The organism is Neobacillus sp. NPDC093127 (genome assembly GCF_044754175.1).
In the GTDB taxonomy this organism is placed as follows: Bacteria; Bacillota; Bacilli; order Bacillales; family Cytobacillaceae; genus Neobacillus.
This window is the reverse complement of record NZ_JBIVOP010000020.1, coordinates 23664-43845: the sequence shown is the minus strand read 5'-3', so window position 1 is coordinate 43845 and position 20182 is coordinate 23664. Positions and strand designations below refer to the sequence as shown.

Annotated in this window: 18 protein-coding genes and 1 riboswitch; of the genes, 17 read left to right on the top strand and 1 reads right to left on the bottom strand. The window is 41.9% G+C overall.

Going from position 1 to position 20182, the window contains the following annotated elements; all coding sequences use genetic code 11:
- The first annotated feature begins 67 nt into the window (after positions 1-67).
- From zapA to ACIQCO_RS22175, 13 genes are all read left to right on the top strand, one after another.
- A complete protein-coding gene (gene zapA / locus ACIQCO_RS22235; RefSeq protein ID WP_066090678.1) occupies positions 68-328 on the top strand; it encodes a cell division protein ZapA in 261 nt (86 codons plus the stop codon).
- Positions 329-334: 6 nt separating this feature from the next.
- Positions 335-856 (top strand): CvpA family protein, encoded by a 522-nt coding sequence (locus tag ACIQCO_RS22230; RefSeq protein WP_400432805.1) that lies wholly within the window; start codon positions 335-337, stop codon positions 854-856.
- Positions 857-962: 106 nt separating this feature from the next.
- Positions 963-2678: a DNA polymerase/3'-5' exonuclease PolX gene (polX, locus tag ACIQCO_RS22225; protein WP_400432937.1), complete on the top strand. Its 1716-nt coding sequence runs from the start codon at positions 963-965 to the stop codon at positions 2676-2678.
- A 17-nt stretch (positions 2679-2695) separates the two neighbouring features.
- Positions 2696-5053: an endonuclease MutS2 gene (locus ACIQCO_RS22220; protein WP_400432802.1), complete on the top strand. Its 2358-nt coding sequence runs from the start codon at positions 2696-2698 to the stop codon at positions 5051-5053.
- An 18-nt stretch (positions 5054-5071) separates the two neighbouring features.
- A complete protein-coding gene (locus tag ACIQCO_RS22215; RefSeq protein ID WP_400432799.1) occupies positions 5072-5479 on the top strand; it encodes a DUF350 domain-containing protein in 408 nt (135 codons plus the stop codon).
- Between the two features lie 247 nt (positions 5480-5726).
- On the top strand, positions 5727-7433 hold the full coding sequence (locus tag ACIQCO_RS22210) for an AMP-binding protein (RefSeq protein ID WP_400432796.1): 1707 nt from the start codon (positions 5727-5729) through the stop codon (positions 7431-7433).
- A gap of 172 nt (positions 7434-7605) precedes the next feature.
- Positions 7606-8190 carry a TetR/AcrR family transcriptional regulator gene (locus ACIQCO_RS22205; protein WP_483874175.1) on the top strand — a complete coding sequence of 195 codons (585 nt, stop codon included), beginning with the start codon at positions 7606-7608 and terminating at the stop codon, positions 8188-8190.
- Positions 8191-8221: 31 nt separating this feature from the next.
- Positions 8222-8995, top strand: coding sequence for an enoyl-CoA hydratase (locus ACIQCO_RS22200; protein ID WP_400432790.1), 774 nt, complete (start codon positions 8222-8224; stop codon positions 8993-8995).
- A gap of 106 nt (positions 8996-9101) precedes the next feature.
- A complete protein-coding gene (locus tag ACIQCO_RS22195; RefSeq protein WP_400432787.1) occupies positions 9102-9875 on the top strand; it encodes an electron transfer flavoprotein subunit beta/FixA family protein in 774 nt (257 codons plus the stop codon).
- Between the two features lie 43 nt (positions 9876-9918).
- Positions 9919-10899 (top strand): electron transfer flavoprotein subunit alpha/FixB family protein, encoded by a 981-nt coding sequence (locus tag ACIQCO_RS22190; RefSeq protein ID WP_400432784.1) that lies wholly within the window; start codon positions 9919-9921, stop codon positions 10897-10899.
- A gap of 164 nt (positions 10900-11063) precedes the next feature.
- Positions 11064-11378 carry a thioredoxin gene (trxA, locus tag ACIQCO_RS22185; protein ID WP_066090648.1) on the top strand — a complete coding sequence of 105 codons (315 nt, stop codon included), beginning with the start codon at positions 11064-11066 and terminating at the stop codon, positions 11376-11378.
- Between the two features lie 340 nt (positions 11379-11718).
- Positions 11719-13494: an excinuclease ABC subunit UvrC gene (gene uvrC, locus ACIQCO_RS22180; RefSeq protein ID WP_400432779.1), complete on the top strand. Its 1776-nt coding sequence runs from the start codon at positions 11719-11721 to the stop codon at positions 13492-13494.
- Between the two features lie 67 nt (positions 13495-13561).
- Positions 13562-13739, top strand: a riboswitch (Lysine riboswitch).
- 112 nt (positions 13740-13851) lie between these two features.
- Positions 13852-15069 (top strand): aspartate kinase, encoded by a 1218-nt coding sequence (locus ACIQCO_RS22175; protein WP_400432776.1) that lies wholly within the window; start codon positions 13852-13854, stop codon positions 15067-15069.
- 61 nt (positions 15070-15130) lie between these two features.
- On the opposite strand, the gene ACIQCO_RS22170 is transcribed toward ACIQCO_RS22175, so the two are convergent.
- On the bottom strand, positions 15131-15583 hold the full coding sequence (locus ACIQCO_RS22170; RefSeq protein ID WP_400432773.1) for a YslB family protein: 453 nt from the start codon (positions 15581-15583) through the stop codon (positions 15131-15133).
- Between the two features lie 438 nt (positions 15584-16021).
- Between ACIQCO_RS22170 and ACIQCO_RS22165 the strand changes: the two genes are divergently transcribed.
- The 4 genes from ACIQCO_RS22165 to ACIQCO_RS22150 all read left to right on the top strand — a co-directional run bounded on the left by ACIQCO_RS22165 (position 16022) and on the right by ACIQCO_RS22150 (position 20016).
- Complete coding sequence (locus ACIQCO_RS22165) at positions 16022-16633, top strand: succinate dehydrogenase cytochrome b558 subunit (RefSeq protein WP_400432770.1); 612 nt, start codon at positions 16022-16024, stop codon at positions 16631-16633.
- Between the two features lie 130 nt (positions 16634-16763).
- Positions 16764-18515: a succinate dehydrogenase flavoprotein subunit gene (sdhA, locus tag ACIQCO_RS22160; RefSeq protein ID WP_400432767.1), complete on the top strand. Its 1752-nt coding sequence runs from the start codon at positions 16764-16766 to the stop codon at positions 18513-18515.
- Between the two features lie 21 nt (positions 18516-18536).
- Positions 18537-19298, top strand: a complete 762-nt coding sequence (gene sdhB / locus ACIQCO_RS22155) for a succinate dehydrogenase iron-sulfur subunit (protein ID WP_400432764.1) — start codon at positions 18537-18539, stop codon at positions 19296-19298.
- Between the two features lie 139 nt (positions 19299-19437).
- A complete protein-coding gene (locus ACIQCO_RS22150; RefSeq protein ID WP_400432761.1) occupies positions 19438-20016 on the top strand; it encodes a class D sortase in 579 nt (192 codons plus the stop codon).
- Positions 20017-20182 lie beyond the last annotated feature (166 nt).

Here is a 20182-nt window from a genome sequence, read left to right as displayed (position 1 = left end):
TGACTTTTCCACATCCATACGTTCGTGTTATGATATAGAGTAGGATTCTTTGAAGGGAGCATTTACTTTGTCAAAAACAGAAAAAAATAGAACAACCGTTGATATTTACGGACAGCATTACGTCATAATGGGGACGGAAAGCTCGAGTCAAATTCGGCTTGTGGCAGCGTTAGTTGACGATAAAATGCGTGAAATCAATTCTAAGAATCCATCTCTTGATGTCAGTAAACTTGCTGTTTTAACAGCGGTAAATGCTGTCAATGATTATATTAAACTAAAGGATCAATTAGAACGACTGCAAGCAGAACTACAAAAAGAAAAGGACTAAAATATTATGTTCGATTTAATTATTATCATACTTTTAATCATTGGATTCTTTGTCGGCCTTAAAAGAGGCTTTATCCTCCAGCTTGTCCATTTAACAAGTTTTATTATTGCATATATTGTCGCCTATTTATACTACGATCAACTAGCGCCAAAGTTAATTCTATGGATTCCTTACCCGAGGTTTAGTGAAGGGACCACTTTAAAATTATTAACAGACTCTACTGATGCAGAAACGGCCTTCTACCGGGCAATTGCCTTTGTGATTATCTTTTTTGCTGTCAAGATTTTATTCCAAATTATCGGTTCCATGCTTGATTTTATTGCCCATTTACCTGTACTAAAGCAGTTGAATGTTTGGGCAGGGGGACTGTTTGGTTTCTGTGAAGTCTATTTAATTATTTTTATTGTATTATATATTGCTGCCTTAGTTCCAATCGACCTTATCCAGACTCATTTGGACCATTCCGTTTTGGCAAAGGCAATTGTCAATCACACGCCAATCCTTTCACAGCAAATTAAAAGCCTGTGAAAAGTATATTCAGCTGCTTGAACTTCTCCTTAGCAGAGAAGTTTTTCTTTTTTAACCTTAATAAGATAAAATGAAGATGCTAAACTCGTGGGGGCAGGTGGATATTATGTCAGTCAATAAAAAAGAAATTATTCGTTTATTAGAAACGATTGCGATTTATATGGAACTAAAAGGAGAGAACCCATTTAAGGTTTCGGCCTTTCGGAAGGCAGCGGGTGCGCTTGAAACCGATGAACGCGACTTAACAGATATTGAGGATTACACCACTATTTCAGGAATCGGCAAAGGGACAGCCGCCGTGATTGATGAATACATAAAGGAAGGTTCTTCCTCGGTATTAAAAGAACTGAAGGAAGAAGTCCCGGCTGGATTGATTCCGTTACTGCAGCTGCCGGGTCTTGGCGGCAAGAAAATCGCCAAACTTTACAAGGAATTAGCAATCATCGATGTTTCCAGTTTAAAGGCAGCCTGTGAAGCAGGGAAGGTACAAGCACTTGCAGGTTTTGGCAAAAAAACTGAAGAAAAAATCTTAAGTGCCATCGCCAGCGTTGGTTCAAGACCTGACAGGCTCCCAATTGCCTATATGCTGCCAATAGCGGACCAAATTGAAGCGCAGCTTGCCGGAAACCAAGAGATTATCCGTTTTTCACGGGCAGGCAGTCTAAGAAGAATGCGCGAGACCATTAAAGACCTTGATTTTATTATTGCGACCGAAAACACTGATCGCGTTCGCGAGCAGCTGCTTCAATTGCCTGATATCAAAGAAGTGATTGGTGCTGGTGACACCAAGGTTTCAATTGTTCTAGGGTATGAATATGACATTTCCGTTGATTTCCGGCTTGTGAAACCAGAGGAATTTATTACGACTTTACACCATTTCACTGGTTCAAAGGATCATAATGTCCGGATGCGGCAGCTTGCCAAGGAACGCGGCGAAAAAATCAGTGAGTATGGCGTGGAAAATGTGGAGACTGGGGAAATCCGTACCTTCACATCAGAAGAGGAATTTTTCAAGCATTTTGACCTTCCGTTTATTCCTCCTGAAATCAGAGAGGACGGGAAGGAAGTAGAAACGTTCACTGCCAATGAAGAATTAATCGAGCTTGAAGATATTAAAGGCGATCTGCATATGCACACGACCTGGAGTGACGGTGCCCATTCGATTGAAGAAATGGTAGAAGCGTGCCGGAAGCGCGGCTATCAATACATGGCGATCACCGATCATTCACAATATCTCAAGGTGGCAAATGGACTCACTCGCGAGCGGCTTTTGAAACAGGGAGAAGAAATCAAAAACTTAAATAAAAAATATGATGATTTCCTCATCCTTCGCGGTGTTGAAATGGACATTTTACCCGATGGCAGCTTGGATTATGATGACGAATTACTTGCTGAAATGGATTTCGTCATCGCTTCGATTCATTCAGCCTTTACCCAATCAAGAGAAAAGATTATGGAGCGGCTCAAATTCGCCTTAACCAATGCCCATGTGGATTTGATTGCCCATCCAACCGGCAGAAAAATCGGCCGCCGCGAAGGCTATGATGTTGACATCGATTTACTTATTCAACTGGCAAAGGAAACGAATACTGCGCTAGAGTTAAACGCCAATCCGAACAGGCTAGACCTAGCGGCTGAATATTTAAGAAAAGCGCAGGAGGCTGGAGTCAAGCTTCTTATCAATACGGACGCCCACAAATTGGATACATTAAAGCATATGGAAATTGGTGTTTCCGCTGCTAAAAAAGGCTGGATTAAAAAATCAACGGTGTTAAACGCACTTGATAAAAATGACTTACTTGAATTTTTGCATAATAGATAAGAGGAGGTTTTAACTCCATGCAAGAAAGAGCCTTAAAGGTATTAGAATTTACGAAAGTGAGAGAGCAGCTGTTGGAGCATGCCGCATCGTCACTTGGTAGAGACAAAATTAAGGACCTGGTGCCATCGACCGATTTCGCAGAAGTAGTCAAACTTCAAGCAGAAACCGATGAGGCAGCGACGGTTTTTCGGATAAAGCCGACGATCCCGCTTGCAGGGATTCATGATATCCGCGCTCATATTAAGCGTTCGGTCATTGGCGGAGTTCTTAGTCCGCACGAACTCGTCCAAATCGCAAGTACAATCCATGCCAGCCGGCAGATGAAGCGATTTATCGAGGATATTGCTGCGGAAAGAACAGAACTGCCGATTTTATTAGAACAAGTCGCGCAAATCATTCCGCTCACAAACCTTGAGCAGGCTATTAAATTGGCCATTGATGAAAGCGGCGAGGTGCTGGATAGTGCCAGTGAGCTATTGCGCTCATTAAGACATCAGCTTAGATCCAATGAATCACGCGTTCGTGAAAAGTTAGAAAGCATGATTCGTTCCTCGAATGCTAGTAAAATGCTGTCTGATGCGATTGTTACAATTCGAAATGATCGCTTTGTGATTCCTGTCAAACAGGAGTACCGCGGTCACTACGGCGGAATTATTCACGACCAGAGTGCATCAGGACAAACTTTATTTATTGAACCGCAAGTGATTGTTCAGCTAAACAATCAATTACAGGATATTCGTGTCAAGGAACAGCTTGAAATTGAAAGAATTCTCACAGAGCTTTCTGCCCACGCGGCAGAGGATGAAGGTGAACTTCAAGTAATCGTCACTGTTTTAGCTAATTTAGACTTTATTTTTGCCAAAGCAAGATATGGAAAAAAAATCAAAGCAACGATGCCGGTGATGAATAATGAAGGAAGAATCGCGTTATATAAAGCACGGCATCCGTTAATTCCCATCGATGAGGTCGTTGCCAACGATATAATGCTTGGAGAAGAGTTTACCACGATTGTCATTACCGGACCAAATACGGGAGGGAAAACGGTCACCTTAAAAACACTGGGCTTGTGTTCGTTAATGGCTCAAGCAGGATTGCAGGTGCCGGCATATGACGGTTCTGAACTTGCCGTCTTTGATGCGGTTTATGCCGATATTGGTGACGAGCAATCGATTGAACAGAGTTTAAGTACGTTCTCGTCTCATATGGTCAATATTGTTGAAATCTTAAACCGTGTCGATTTCAACAGCCTTGTCCTGTTTGATGAGCTCGGGGCCGGGACCGATCCGCAGGAAGGGGCGGCATTGGCGATTTCGATTTTAGATGAAGTCCACAATCGTGGCGCAAGGGTTATCGCGACCACCCACTATCCAGAATTAAAAGCGTATGGCTATAATCGGGAAGGGGTATTAAACGCAAGTGTTGAGTTTGATGTGGAGACATTAAGTCCGACTTATAAGCTGCTTTTAGGAGTACCAGGTCGGAGTAATGCCTTTGAAATTTCGAAACGCTTAGGCTTAAATGATCGGGTTATTCAAACAGCCCGTTCACATGTGAGCGAGGATACGAATCAAATCGATAACATGATTGCATCTTTAGAAGCGAGTAAGCGCCAGGCAGAAATAGAGCATCAGGAAGCCAGAGATTACTTAAAGTCTGCCGAAATGCTTCATCAGGACTTGCAAAAGCAAATGATGGAATTTTACGAGAAAAAAGACTCGATGCTGGAAAAGGCAGCTGAAAAAGCAGCTGACCTCGTTGATGAGGCTAAACAAGAAGCAGAGCAGGTTATTCGTGACCTCCGCAAGATGAGAACCGAGAAGCACGCCGAAATTAAGGAACATGAATTAATCGATGCAAGGAGGCGCTTGGAAGAAGCGGCACCGGAAATCCCGAAATCCGTAAAGCTTGCTAATAAGAAAACGAAGAAACAAGCGTATATGCCTGGAGACGAAGTGAAGGTGCTTACATTTGACCAAAGAGGGACACTTGTTGAACGAGTGTCTGCAAATGAATGGCAGGTTCAAATCGGCATTTTGAAAATGAAGGTAAAAGAAAAAGATATGGAATACATGAGCACGCCGAAACAAGTGGAAACAAAGCCGATGGCAATTGTAAAAGGACGGGATTCCATTGTTAAACTGGAGCTGGACCTGCGCGGCGAAAGGTATGAAGATGCACTGCTAAAAGTAGAAAAGTATATTGATGATGCCCTGCTTTCGAGTTATCCCCGTGTATCGATTATCCACGGGAAAGGGACTGGGGCGCTAAGGCAGGGAGTTCAGGAATATTTAAGAAACCATCGTTCCGTTAAGAAAATTCGTTTTGGAGAAGCCGGAGAAGGTGGTTCAGGGGTAACCATCGTAGAATTTAAATAATGTCCGGGGAGATAAGCTATGAATCAGTTTTGGGAGAACGAATACATTCAAATCGCTGCCTATTATAGTGTCGTCATTTTATGTATGATTGTCTTTTTAGCTATTTTTGAAGCGGTAACCAAATATAAAAATTGGGAAGAGATAAAAAAAGGGAATTTAGCCGTGGCGATGGCTACCGGTGGAAAAATATTTGGCGTCGCCAATATATTCCGCCATACCATTGCCCTTCACGATTCGTTACTGACAATGGTGGGCTGGGGGATATATGGATTTCTCCTGTTATTAACCGGTTATTTTATCTTTGAATTTTTAACACCAAAATTTAAGATTGACGATGAAATCCAGAATGATAATCGAGCAGTGGGTTTGATTTCAATGGTCATTTCTATTGGCTTATCTTATGTAATTGGTGCAGGAATTTCGTAAGGGGAGAATAAACTGTGGAGACATTAGCTAAGGTACTTCTTGGATTATGCGGATTGTTTTTGCTTATTGGCATTATATATATGGTGTTTTTTGCCTAGAGAGAAATCATCGCTGTGAACCATGACAGCGGTGATTTTTTTCTTTCATGACCCTAGGAACGGGGTTTCCATTTCGTGAAATACTGTACTATAATAGAGGTGGTTGTTGGAATTTTTTAAATAATTTAATAAAGAAAAGGGAGGTTTGTATGTTGGAGTCGAAACCATGGCTGGACGTGTATCCAAAAGAAATTCCTGCCACACTTGAATACTCCTCAGAACCAGTACAGAGTTGCTTACAGAAATCAGCCGAGAAGTTTCCGGAAAAGAGTGCCATTCATTTTATGGGGAAGGAATGGACCTATAAACAACTTTACGAAGATGCCTTGAATTTTGCCGGCTACCTGCAAGGAACCCTTGGTATCTCAAAAGGCGAGCGGGTCGCCATCATGCTTCCGAATACACCACAGGCGGTAATCAGCTATTTTGGTATTTTACTAGCTGGCGGAATTGTTGTCCAAACGAACCCGTTGTATACGGAACGTGAGCTTGAGTATCAAATGAAGGATTCCGGTGCAAAAGCCATCATCACCTTAGATATCCTCTATCCGCGTGTTTCTAAAGTAATGCCGAAAACGGAATTACAGCACATCATTGTCACTGCCATCAAAGACTTTTTACCGTTCCCAAAAAATCTCGTTTATCCCTTCATCCAGAAAAAACAATATGGTATTGTCGTTAAGGTAAGGCACGAAGGAAACATTCATCTGCTAACGGAAATATTAAAAAGCAGGCCGCAAAAAGTAACCGCATACAATTTCGATGCGGAGGAAGATGTAGCCTTACTGCAATATACAGGCGGTACGACCGGGTCTCCGAAGGGTGTCATGTTAACCCATAAAAATTTAATCGCCAACACGGAAATGAGCGAGAAATGGCTATACAAATGCAAACCAGGGGAAGGATCTGTGCTCGGAATTATTCCCTTTTTCCATGTCTACGGGATGACCACGGTCATGATATTGTCGATTAAGATGGCTTATAAAATGATTCTGCTGCCAAAATTTGATGCGCTGACCACGTTAAAAACAATCGAAAAACAGCGTCCAACTTTATTTCCAGGAGCACCAACGATTTATATTGGCCTGTTAAACCATCCGGATTTGAAAAAATATGACCTTTCATCAATTGAGGCTTGTATCAGCGGTTCGGCACCGCTCCCTATTGAAGTTCAACAAAAATTCGAGGAAGTTACCGGTGGACAGCTTGTGGAAGGCTACGGATTAACAGAAGCCTCACCCGTCACCCACTCCAACTTCCTGTGGGACGTAGAGAAAGTAAAGGGCAGCATCGGTGTTCCATATCCTGATACAGATGCCGTGATTCTATCTATGGATAATGGTGAGCCAATACCTGTAGGGGAAATTGGTGAAATTGTCGTAAAAGGTCCGCAGATTATGAAAGGCTACTGGAATCGTCCAGAAGAGACCATGGAAGTCCTCCGTGACGGCTGGCTATATACTGGAGACCTCGGCTATATGGATGAGCAGGGATATTTTTATGTCGTCGACCGCAAAAAGGATATGATTATTGCTGGCGGTTATAATATTTATCCACGTGAAATTGAAGAGGTATTGTATGAGCATCCGGATGTCCTCGAGGCTGTCGCTGCCGGCATACCTGATCCGTACCGCGGTGAAACAGTGAAGGCATATATTGTCTTAAAAGCAGGATCGAAGATAACTGCAGATGAAATAAACGAATATGCAAGAAAATATCTGGCAGCCTATAAAGCGCCGCGGCTATATGAGTTTAGACCTGAATTACCAAAGACAGCTGTTGGAAAAATTTTAAGGAGAATGCTGGTGGATGAAGAAGTCCAAAAAATAGAGGAAGAAAGAAAAAAGCACGCTTAATTATTTTTTTTGAGGATAAAGGCTTGTCTAATTGAAATATTTGCAATAGTATGAAGAAGTATTTTCAGAATTTATTGACAGAAATAACTTTAAAAACTATTATTAAAATATGAATGATGATTCATTCATATTTTTTATCCAAAAAGCTTCGAACTTCAAAGGGGGGATAGCATTGAAAAAAACGAAGCCGAAATATATGCAAATTATTGATGCAGCCGTGATTGTAATCGCTGAAAATGGCTACCATCAGGCCCAGGTATCAAAAATTGCCAAACAGGCCGGAGTTGCTGACGGCACGATTTATTTGTATTTTAAAAACAAAGAAGATATTCTTATCTCCCTCTTTGAAGAAAAAATGGGGAATTTTATTGAAGAAATAGATCTAATGATAGCAGGAAAAGGGACGGCGATAGAGAAGTTATTAATGATGGTCGAAGCTCATTTCAGCCTGCTTTCAGCGGACCACCACCTAGCCATCGTCACGCAATTAGAACTGCGCCAATCGAACAAGGAGTTACGGCTCCGAATTAACGACGTGCTCAAAGGCTACTTAAAGGTGATTGATAAGATTATTATCGAAGGCATAGAATCTGGAGAGTTTTCAAGTGACCTCGATGTTCGACTCGCCCGGCAAATGATCTTCGGTACGATTGATGAAACCGCAACATCCTGGGTGATGAATGAGGAAAAGTATGATCTTGCTAAGCTGGCTTCCCCAGTCCATCGTCTTTTAGTTAATGGATTTAGAAGCCGCTAGCACGTGAAAAATTGGTAGAGGGGGAGTTTAATTGGAATACTTAAAATGGTCTAGTGAGGACAATATCGCGGTCATTACGCTTCAGCGTCCACCGGCAAATGCCCTTTCATCAGGTCTTTTAAGGGAATTGGCAGCAGCACTGGATGAAATTGAACCCAATCGTGAAATCCGGGTAATTGTCATTCACGGAGAAGGGCGTTTTTTCTCGGCTGGTGCGGACATTAAAGAATTTACCACCGTTACTACTTCTGAAGGGTTTGCAAATTTGGGCAAGTATGGACAAGATTTGTTTGACCGGATGGAGAAATTTCCAAAGCCAATTATTGCCGCGATTCATGGGGCAGCCCTTGGCGGCGGTCTTGAGCTCGCAATGGCTTGTCACATCCGCCTTGTCAGCGAAACCGCTAAACTTGGTCTTCCAGAGCTGCAGCTTGGGTTAATCCCTGGATTTGCCGGCACGCAGCGCCTGCCGAAATATGTTGGTACAGCGAGAGCAGCGGAAATGCTGTTCACTTCTGAACCCATCAATGGAATCGAGGCAGTTCAATACGGTTTAGCCAATCATGCCTATCCAGAAGAAGAAGTATTGGAGCAAGCCCATAAACTGGCTGCTAAAATTGCCAAGAAAAGTCCCGGTGCAATTAGCGCTGCTATTCAACTATTAAACTATGCGAAAACAGCCGAGTTTTACGAAGGGATGAAAAAGGAAGCGGAGCTGTTTGGTGAAGTATTCGTCTCGGCTGACGCGAAAGAAGGCATCCAAGCATTTATGGAAAAAAGACAGCCTCACTTTAAAGGTGAATAAACTAACCTTAGCGGATTGCCCGCAAAGGGTTTGTTTTTATAAAAAATTTTCCCAATCTTTCAAACTGAGCGAATGCTCGAAATTATATTAGGAGGGGACCACTAGCATGAACATTTATGTATTGATGAAAAGAACCTTTGATACGGAAGAAAAGATTACCCTTAAAGGCGGAAAAATCAATGAGGATGGTGCTGAATTTATCATCAACCCTTATGACGAATATGCGATTGAAGAAGCAATCCAAGTCCGCGATGCCAATGGCGGCGAAGTAACGGTTATTTCTGTAGGCGGCGAAGAAACGGAAAAGCAGCTCCGTACTGCACTGGCGATGGGCGCAGATAAAGCCGTTCTCATTAATACAGAAGACGATGTTGAAAATGCGGACCAATTCACGACAGCAAAAATTCTCGGTGAATTTTTAAAGGATAAGGATGCTGATTTAATCATTGGCGGAAATGTTGCCATTGATGGCGGAACAGGTCAGGTTGGTCCGCGAGTTGCCGAACTGCTTAACATTCCTTACGTGACTACGATTACCAAGCTTGAAATCAATGGCACCAGCGTAACAGTCACTCGTGACGTTGAAGGGGATTCTGAAATCATCGAAACAAGCCTGCCGCTATTAGTAACGGCACAGCAAGGTCTGAACGAGCCGCGCTACCCTTCCTTACCAGGAATTATGAAAGCGAAGAAAAAGCCGCTTGCTGAATTGGAATTAGACGATCTTGATCTTGAAGAAGATGATGTGGAACCAAAAACAAAAACAATCGAAATTTATTTGCCGCCTAAAAAAGAAGCTGGAAAAGTTTTGGCTGGAGATTTAAACGATCAGGTAAAAGAACTTGTTCACTTGCTTCATACGGAAGCAAAAGTAATTTAATCGTTTTTATTTTAAAATTTGCTCTTTCAGGAGGTAATCATACATGGCAAGAAAAGTATTGGTATTAGGAGAAGTTCGTGACGGATCTCTAAGAAATGTATCATTTGAAGCAATTGCTGCTGCAAAAACAGTTGCAGAGGGCGGAGAAGTAGTCGCTGTATTAGCGGGCGAAGCTGTAAGCGCTTTAGGCGCAGACTTAGTACAGTATGGAGCAGACCGTGTTGTCGTCGTTGAAAATGATAAATTAAAGCAATATACTTCAGATGGTTATGCGCAAGCGTTGCTAGCTGTAGTTGACCAAGAAAAACCGGAAGGGCTGGTATTAGGTCATACTGCGCTCGGAAAAGACCTTGCACCGCGAATTGCCGGCAAGCTCTCATCAGGACTTATTTCTGATGCAGTTGCCGTTGAAGCAGCCGGTGGAAATATCGTCTTTACAAGACCCGTTTATTCCGGTAAAGCCTTTGAAAAGAAAATTGTCACCGACGGGTTAATTTTTGCGACGGTCCGTCCAAATAATATTGCGCCACTAGCAAAGGATGAAAGCAGAAACGGTGAGGTTTCCTCCCTTTCCGTTGACATCAAAGACCTTCGCGCCATCATTAAAGAAGTAGTAAGAAAAGCTAGTGAAGGCGTGGATTTAAGTGAAGCAAAAGTGGTTATCTCTGGCGGCCGCGGCGTGAAGAGTGCTGAAGGATTTGAACCGCTAAAAGAATTGGCTAATGTTTTAGGCGGTGCTGTTGGGGCTTCCCGTGGTGCTTGTGATGCCGATTATTGCGATTACTCCCTGCAAATTGGCCAAACTGGTAAAGTAGTTACACCAGACCTTTACATTGCCTGCGGTATTTCCGGTGCGATTCAGCATTTAGCCGGCATGTCCAACTCGAAAGTAATTGTCGCGATCAATAAAGATCCTGAAGCAAACATCTTCAAAATAGCGGATTACGGAATCGTCGGCGACCTGTTCGAAGTGGTGCCATTATTAACGGAAGAGTTTAAAAAGTTGAAAGTACATTCATCATAACTTACTTGAAGCGAGCGGTGCAAAAGCCGCTCGCTCCGTTATTTTTAGGAATACATAGAACAAACAAGGGGAAAATGAATGAGGAGAGCAATTTATTAGCTTGATTTTCCAATCAATGTTATACTTTCGGTAGTATTTCAGTATTAATTAGGAGGGCAATTTAAATGGCTATTTCACACGTAACAGATCAAAACTTTTCTGCTGAAACAGGTTCAGGCCTTGTACTTGTAGATTTCTGGGCGCCATGGTGCGGACCTTGTAAAATGATCGCTCCCGTTCTTGAAGAACTTGACTCAGAAATGGGCGATAAAGTAAAAATCACAAAGCTTGATGTCGATGACAACCCGCAAACAGCGGCTAATTTCGGTGTAATGAGCATTCCAACCTTGTTGGTTATGAAAAATGGCGAAGTCGTTGATAAAGTAGTCGGCTTCCAGCCAAAAGAAGCATTAGCAAGCGTATTAGAAAAGCACGTATAAACGATTGAAACTTCAAAAAGCCTCAGCTGGAAACCATTCTAGCTGAGGTTTTTTTTGCATGGAAAGGATTTTAAGAAAAACCTCCCACTATCATTTGTTGGCAGTTTGTTTTAAAATTTAAGGATAATTAGGAAAGCGGAAGCGCCCTGTTCAGCGGCGTATGGCCTGGAGCGCTCCAACTGAGATAAAGGAAACACGAAGAGCGTTAGCGATTCGATGTTGACTTATCGTAGGGCGGAGAGCGAAGGACATTAGCCGCTAGGGCGCTGGAGCTGGACAATTCTCGAAGTCCAATGATATAAATTCTGATATTAAAAAAAAACGGATGGGAGTGGCCGGAATGAATGAAATTATCAAGCAGAAACTGACACTGCTGCCGGATCAGCCTGGCTGCTACTTAATGAAAGACCGGCAGGGGACAATTATTTATGTAGGGAAAGCAAAAGTATTAAAAAATCGTGTGCGCTCTTATTTCACCGGTTCGCACGATGGCAAGACGCTCCGGCTTGTAAATGAAATCGAGGACTTTGAATATATCGTAACCTCTTCAAACATCGAAGCACTCTTGCTGGAATTAAACCTAATCAAAAAATACGACCCAAAATACAATATCATGCTGAAGGATGACAAAACCTATCCGTTTATAAAGCTGACTGCGGAAAGACATCCGAAACTAATTATCACAAGAAAAGTAAAAAAGGACAAAGGCAAATACTTTGGTCCATATCCAAACGTTACCGCAGCCAATGAGACAAAAAAACTGCTTGACCGGATTTATCCGCTCCGCAAATGCTCAACGCTTCCCGACCGCGTCTGCCTGTACTACCATTTAGGGCAGTGCCTTGCACCATGTGTGAATGAAGTCGCCGAAGAACAATACAAACAAATGACCGATGAAATTACCCGCTTCCTAAATGGCGGATATAAGGAAATCAAAAAAGAGCTCACCGAAAAAATGACCGCCGCAGCTGAAGAGTTGGATTTCGAGCGGGCAAAGGAATTTCGCGATAAAATTATCCATATCGAAACGATTATGGAAAAGCAAAAAATTACGATGACTGATTTCACCGATCGGGATGTGTTTGGCTATGCAGTCGATAAAGGCTGGATGTGTGTCCAGGTCTTTTTTGTCCGCCAAGGAAAGCTCATCGAACGGGATGTTTCCATGTTTCCTATTTATAACGAGCCAGAGGAAGAAATCTTAACGTTCCTTGGGCAATTTTATACAAAAGCCAATCACTTTAAACCAAAGGAAATTTTAATACAGGATGAAGTAGATCTAAGCCTGGCAGAACAGCTATTAAAGGTAAAGGTTCTGCAGCCGCAGCGGGGGCAGAAAAAAGACCTCGTCAAAATGGCAATAAAAAATGCCAAAATTGCTCTGAATGAAAAGTTTTCATTAATTGAAAAGGACGAGGATCGGACAATTAAAGCGGTAGAAACCCTAGGCGAGCTTTTAGGGATCTATACCCCTCACCGGATTGAGGCATTTGATAACTCCAATATTCAAGGGACTGACCCCGTGTCCGCGATGGTTGTTTTTATCGATGGGAAGGCAAACAATCGAGAATATCGCAAATATAAAATAAAATCGGTTAAGGGTCCCGATGATTATGAATCAATGCGGGAAGTGACGAGAAGAAGGTATTCGCGGGCCTTAAAGGAAGAACTGCCGCTGCCGGATTTAATTATTATTGATGGCGGAAAAGGTCATGTGGAGGCAGTCAGGGATGTGTTAGAAAATGAGCTAGGCTTGGATATCCCGCTGTCAGGGCTTGTGAAGGATGAAAAACACCGAACATCCCAGCTCCTTTACGGCAATCCATTGGAGATTGTTCCTCTGGCAAGAAACAGCCAGGAGTTTTATTTACTCCAAAGAATCCAAGATGAGGTTCACCGTTTTGCGATTACATTTCACCGCCAGCTTCGTGGAAAAAGCGCCTTTCAATCGTTACTGGATGATATTCCAGGCATTGGCGAGAAACGAAAAAAATTATTATTAAAACAGTTTGGCTCAGTGAAAAAAATGAAAGAAGCGGGTGTGGAGGAATTCACAGCACTTGGAATTCCGATAAATGTCGCAGAAGAATTAATCAATAAACTTCATTCACAATGATTGTCAGAAAAAAAAGAACATGCTATAATAAATGAAAATTTAATTTACTATCACTTTTACGTATTAAAGTGAAGGTAGAGGTGCGAGCTTCAAGAGTAGTGGTTCTGAGAAGGATGAGCTTCTGAGAAGAATCATGAAAGGGAAGGTTCGCCGAAGTAAAGAAGATCTCATTTCTTTCTTTGCTGGTCCTGTGTTGAATAAATACTGGATTGTCAAGACGTCTGTCTTGGAGAGCTATCTTACATTGTGTGCGCAAGAATTTTTTGTGTTTATAAAGCAATGAGATGCCCTTCTCATTGCTTTTTTGCGTTAATGGGGAAAAATAACGTATTCAATTGAAAGAGGGAGAAGTCAGGTATGGGGCTTATTGTACAAAAATTCGGAGGAACTTCCGTCGGCAGTGTAAATAAAATTTTAAACGTGGCAGCATGTGTGAAAGAGGAGATAGAGAGAGGCAATAAGGTAGTTGTCGTCGTTTCCGCCATGGGAAAATCGACCGATCAGCTTGTCGGCCTGGCAAAAGAAATTTCGCCACAGCCAAATAAGCGGGATATGGATATGCTCCTTTCCACTGGTGAGCAGGTGACAATTTCGCTCCTGTCAATGGCCTTAAATCAACAAGGAATGGATGCAGTTTCTTTTACCGGCTGGCAGGCAGGAATCGTGACTGAACCTGTTCATGGAAACGCAAGAATCTCGAATATAAATACCGACGCCATCCAGAACCAGCTATCAGCGGGTAAAGTTGTCATTGTTGCTGGATTCCAAGGAATAACAGAAAACGGCGAAATCACCACACTTGGCCGCGGCGGCTCTGATACAACAGCTGTAGCTTTAGCAGCTGCCCTAAAAGCAGATAAGTGCGATATTTACACTGATGTGACCGGAGTGTTTACAACCGATCCAAGGTATGTGAAAGACGCACGCAAATTACTATCTGTTTCTTATGATGAGATGCTTGAGCTCGCTAATTTAGGTGCGGGTGTACTGCATCCAAGGGCAGTGGAGTTTGCCAAAAACTATCAGGTCAAACTTGAGGTTCGTTCAAGTATGGAGAAAATCGAGGGTACAGTCATAGAGGGGGAAGCAGCAATGGAACAAAATCTAGTTGTCCGCGGTGTCGCATTTGAAGATGAAATCACGAGAGTTACCGTATTAGGTCTCACCAATTCATTAACAAGTTTATCAACCATTTTTACTACGCTCGCTCAAAATAATATCAACGTTGACATCATTATCCAAAGCACAACAGAGGCAGGAACAGCCAATTTATCGTTCTCCATCCATACCAATGATTGGCTTGAGACATTAAATGTGCTTGAAGATAATAAAGGCGTGCTCGGTTATGAGCAGCTTGATGCAGAAAATAAATTAGCAAAAGTATCCATCGTTGGCTCCGGAATGATTTCAAACCCTGGTGTGGCAGCCAAAATGTTTGAAGTATTGGCAACCAATAATATCCAAATCAAAATGGTCAGCACATCCGAAATTAAAGTCTCAGCAGTAGTCGAAGAGAAAAACATGCTTAAAGCAGTGGAAGCCTTGCACAAAGCATTCGGACTTGGGAATAATTAGAAAATGGTGTCAGGCACCGTCCTTAGGACGGTGCCTGACACCATGTAAATGAACCGTAGAATTAAATGTGGTCTTTGTTATCCCATTTGACGGTGAATTGGACTTTATTGGATTTCTTTACAGGGTGCTCGTAGGTTTCAGCGATGACTTCTTTTTGAAGTTGGATTTGCTGGGCTAGGAAACCTGCTTCAAGCTGGAAAAAGTGCTCTGCTTTTGATTTCACACGAGACACGATTAAAGGGCTGATTAGTTCAAATTCAAGTTCATTTTTATTTTCCTTTTTTATTTCTAGCTGGCCCCATGAAGCATCAGCGAAAAATTCGATGACTTTATCATAATCAGGTAATGGAAATTTTCGTGCTAGCAGTTTTCCCGCCCAATACAAGATTTCCGGGGTGTCTTTCCCTAGAATCTCCGGTAAAAGGATTTCTCTGATTAGTTCATAACCGAATATGGAGATGGTTCTTGGTTCAGCGGCATTTAGATTTTGATCAACAACTTGGCTTTCTTTCACATGTTTCCCCTCTTTCTATTATTCTATTATATCAATTAGTGTTTAGTTTCAGAACCGTTTACTTTGAAAATCTGATAGAAGAATTTATTATTTTGCAATATTTTTTCATGTTTTCCATCATAATTATCTTTTCCTTACAGACAAAAATTCCTACAGTAAGAAGTTGGTAATTAAAAAGAAGGAAATATAGTTAAATATCATGTCATCCAGTGAAACGAAGGAAATAAATACCAATCCATAATAATATCAATATATTTTAAAAATTTTATTTTTAGTAAAGAATTGTGTATCCGTTTTCTTGACGCTCTATGATGATGGGAGTAAAATGGACATGTCACATTATTGTCACAGTGATGCTTTTGTTTTAATTCTTGAAGGGGAATAGGAGAGAGTGGAAACTTAACATCATTTTTTTACAAATTAAAGGGGGGTAAAATAATGGCGGGTAATCGAGAGTTTGTTAATCGCAGACTGCATTCGCTGCTGGGCGTTATTCCAATCGGGTTATTCCTAGTGCAGCATCTTGTAGTCAACCATTTTATCACAGGAGGACCAGATTCGTTCAATAAGGCTGCAGGTTTTATGGGAAATCTGCCTTTCCGGATTGTTCTGGAAACTGTAGTAATTTATTTACCAATTCTATTTCACGCAATTTATGGACTTTATATTGCTTTTACCGCTAATAGCAATGTCAACAGGTATGGTACATACAGGAACTGGATGTACATACTGCAGCGTATATCAGGTGTGATTACACTGATTTTTATTGCATGGCACGTATGGCAAACACGTGTAGCTGCAGCATTTGGAGCCGAGGTTTCCTATGACATGATGCATGATATTCTATCATCACCATTTATGTTCGTTTTCTATTTAGTTGGGGTTCTTTCAACCATTTTCCATTTTGCTAATGGTTTATGGTCATTCCTTGTTAGCTGGGGAATCACTGTGTCACCACGTTCACAAGTTATTTCTACATACGTGACAATTGGTGTTTTTGTTGTTCTAGCTTTTATTGCGGTTCGAACACTAGTTGCATTTGTTTCTTAATAGAAAAGCGGAAGCGCCCGTTTAGCGCTGGAGCTGGACATTTTATCAAAGTTCAAAGATTAAAATTTTGCTATCATTAAGAAAAGCTTCGGAAAAATAAGGAATTATTGATTGAGGGAGTGAGTCACGAATGAGTAAGGGTAAAGTGATTGTAGTCGGCGGCGGCTTAGCGGGCCTAATGGCTACCATCAAAGTTGCAGAATCAGGAACACCGGTAGAACTATTTTCGTTAGTTCCGGTTAAACGTTCTCACTCTGTTTGTGCCCAAGGCGGTATTAATGGAGCAGTAAATACAAAAGGTGAAGGGGATTCTCCGTGGATTCACTTTGACGATACCGTTTATGGCGGCGATTTCTTAGCGAATCAGCCTCCAGTGAAGGCGATGTGTGACGCGGCACCATTTATTATTAATTTATTTGACCGGATGGGAGTTATGTTTAACCGTACTCCTGAAGGATTACTAGATTTCCGTCGCTTTGGCGGAACACAGCATCACCGTACAGCATTTGCAGGTGCAACAACTGGCCAGCAATTGCTTTATGCGTTGGACGAACAGGTTCGCCGCCATGAAGTGGACGGCTTGGTTACAAAGTATGAGGGCTGGGAATTCCTTGGTACCGTTATTGATGATGATGGCGTCTGCCGCGGGGTTGTCGTTCAAAACCTTAAAACGATGGAAATTAAATCGTTCTCTGGTGATGCTGTCATCATGGCAACAGGCGGCCCCGGGATTATTTTTGGCAAGTCAACCAACTCCGTTATTAATACTGGTTCTGCTGCATCAATCGTTTATCAGCAGGGTGCTACATACGCAAATGGTGAGATGATCCAAATCCATCCTACTGCGATCCCTGGTGATGATAAGCTGCGTTTAATGAGTGAATCAGCACGTGGTGAAGGCGGCCGGATTTGGACATATAAAGATGGAAAGCCATGGTACTTCTTGGAAGAAAAATATCCTGCATACGGAAACCTTGTACCAAGGGATATTGCCACACGCGAAATTTTTGATGTTTGTGTTCGTCAGAAACTTGGAATTAATGGCGAGAACATGGTATTCCTGGATTTATCTCACAAGGATCCGCATGAATTGGATGTAAAACTTGGTGGTATTATCGAGATTTATGAAAAATTCATGGGCGATAATCCCCGTAAAGTTCCAATGAAAATTTTCCCTGCTGTCCACTATTCGATGGGTGGTCTATGGGTTGATTATGACCAAATGACAACCATTCCTGGACTATTCGCCGCTGGTGAATGTGATTACTCACAGCATGGTGCAAACCGATTAGGTGCAAACTCATTGCTATCAGCTGTATACGGCGGAATGGTCGCAGGACCAAACGCTGTTAAATATATTGATGGACTTGAGAAGAGTTCTGAGGCAGTATCGTCTTCCGTGTTTGACCGTCATGTGAAAGAGCAGGAAGAGAAATGGAATTCGATCATGTCGCTAAGTGGTACTGAAAATGCTTATGTTCTTCACAAGGAACTTGGGGAATGGATGACAGATAACGTTACCGTTGTTCGCTACAATGATCAGCTGTTAAAGACAGACGAAAAGATTCAGGAACTTCTGGAACGTTACCAAAACATTAACATTAATGATACATCTAAATGGAGCAACCAAGGAGCAGCATTCACTCGTCAATTACAAAATATGCTGCAATTGGCCCGCGTCATTACGATTGGTGCATACAACAGGAATGAGAGCCGTGGTGCGCATTATAAGCCTGATTTCCCTAAACGTAATGATGAGGAGTTCTTAAAAACAACAATGGCTAATTTCGTTGATGCGAAGACTGCTCCGGAATTCCATTATGCTGATGTCGATACCTCATTAATAAAACCGCGTGAGCGTGATTATACGAAAAAACATTAAATGAAAGGGGAGTAGGAAAGAATGGCAGAAAATAAAACGGTGAAATTTACAATTATGCGTCAGGATAGCGAAAATTCCGCTGCATATGAGGAAGAATTTGAAATTCCTTATCGTCCGAATATGAACGTGATTTCGGCATTAATGGAAATTCGTAAAAACCCTGTCAATGCAAAGGGACAAGCTACTACCCCAATCACTTGGGATATGAACTGTCTTGAAGAGGTTTGCGGCGCCTGTTCAATGGTGATCAACGGCAAGCCGCGTCAATCTTGTTCGGCACTTGTTGATCAATTAACGCAGCCGATTCGCTTAGAGCCAATGAGGACATTCCCTGTCGTCCGTGACCTTCAGGTTGACCGGAGCAGAATGTTTGATTCCTTGAAAAAAGTAAAAGCTTGGATTCCAATCGACGGAACCTATGATCTAGGACCTGGGCCGCGGATGCCTGAGAAAAAACGTCAATGGGCCTATGAGCTTTCTAAATGTATGACATGTGGTGTTTGTTTAGAAGCATGTCCAAACGTCAATAGCAAAACTAACTTTATGGGCCCAGCGGTATTTAACCAAGTTCGTTTATTTAATGCCCATCCAACCGGTGAAATGAATAAAGCGGAACGTTTAAACGCCTTTATGGAGGACGGCGGAATGCAGGGCTGCGGTAACTCGCAAAACTGCGTGCAAGCATGTCCGAAAGGAATTCCGATCACGACTTCAATCGCAGCAATTAACCGCGATGCGACGATGCAAGCATTTAGAAACTTCTTCGGCAGTGATCACGACTAATATTATCAAAACCTTCTTTTCTCCTTGGAAAAGAAGGTTTTTTGTTGTTTTCTTTGGGGGAATACTTAAATGGTTCTTTTCAACATATTTTGTTATACTTGTAATTAAAATGCCCTATTGAAAAGGAAGGTATTTAAAGGTGAAATCAAAGCTTCCATTGATTATTATACTAGCAGGTCTGATTTTTCTAGGAATCGGAATCTGGCAACTGGTAGATGTAAAAATACAAACAAAGGCATCTCTTGAGAAAGCAAAGGAAATCATCACGGGGCAGTCTGGTGAACCGGCGCAAAAAAGAGACAAAAACAGCCCGCCGCCAGAAATGGGTGATACCGTCGGTCTGTTAACGATTCCCAAAATCAAAGCAGAATTAGCGATTGTCGAGGGCACAAATCCGGATGATCTTGAAAAGGGGGTAGGCCATTATAAAGGCTCCTATTTTCCAGGCGACGCAGGACAAATTGTCTTGTCCGGCCACCGGGATACCGTATTCCGCCGCTTAGGCGAGCTGAAACTTGGCGATTCCCTAAAAATGCAAATGCCATATGGGAATTTTGATTATGAAATTACCCATACAAAAATTGTAAAAGCCGATGATACAAGTATTATTACCTTACAAAATAACGAAGAGGAGCTAATCGTAACGACCTGTTATCCATTTCGTTATGTCGGTAATGCACCAGAACGATACATCATTTACGCAAAAGTAAAAAAGTAGATAGATTTAGGCGTGTAACGCCACATATATTTTCTGTGAAGAATAACTAATGATCTAAAAAGAATGAATTGAAAAATAATTACAAAAATGATAATCTAATAGATAAGTGAAAACGGTTGCACTGTTTTCTTTTTTTTTGTTGGTTTATGCAAACGTTTGCACTAAG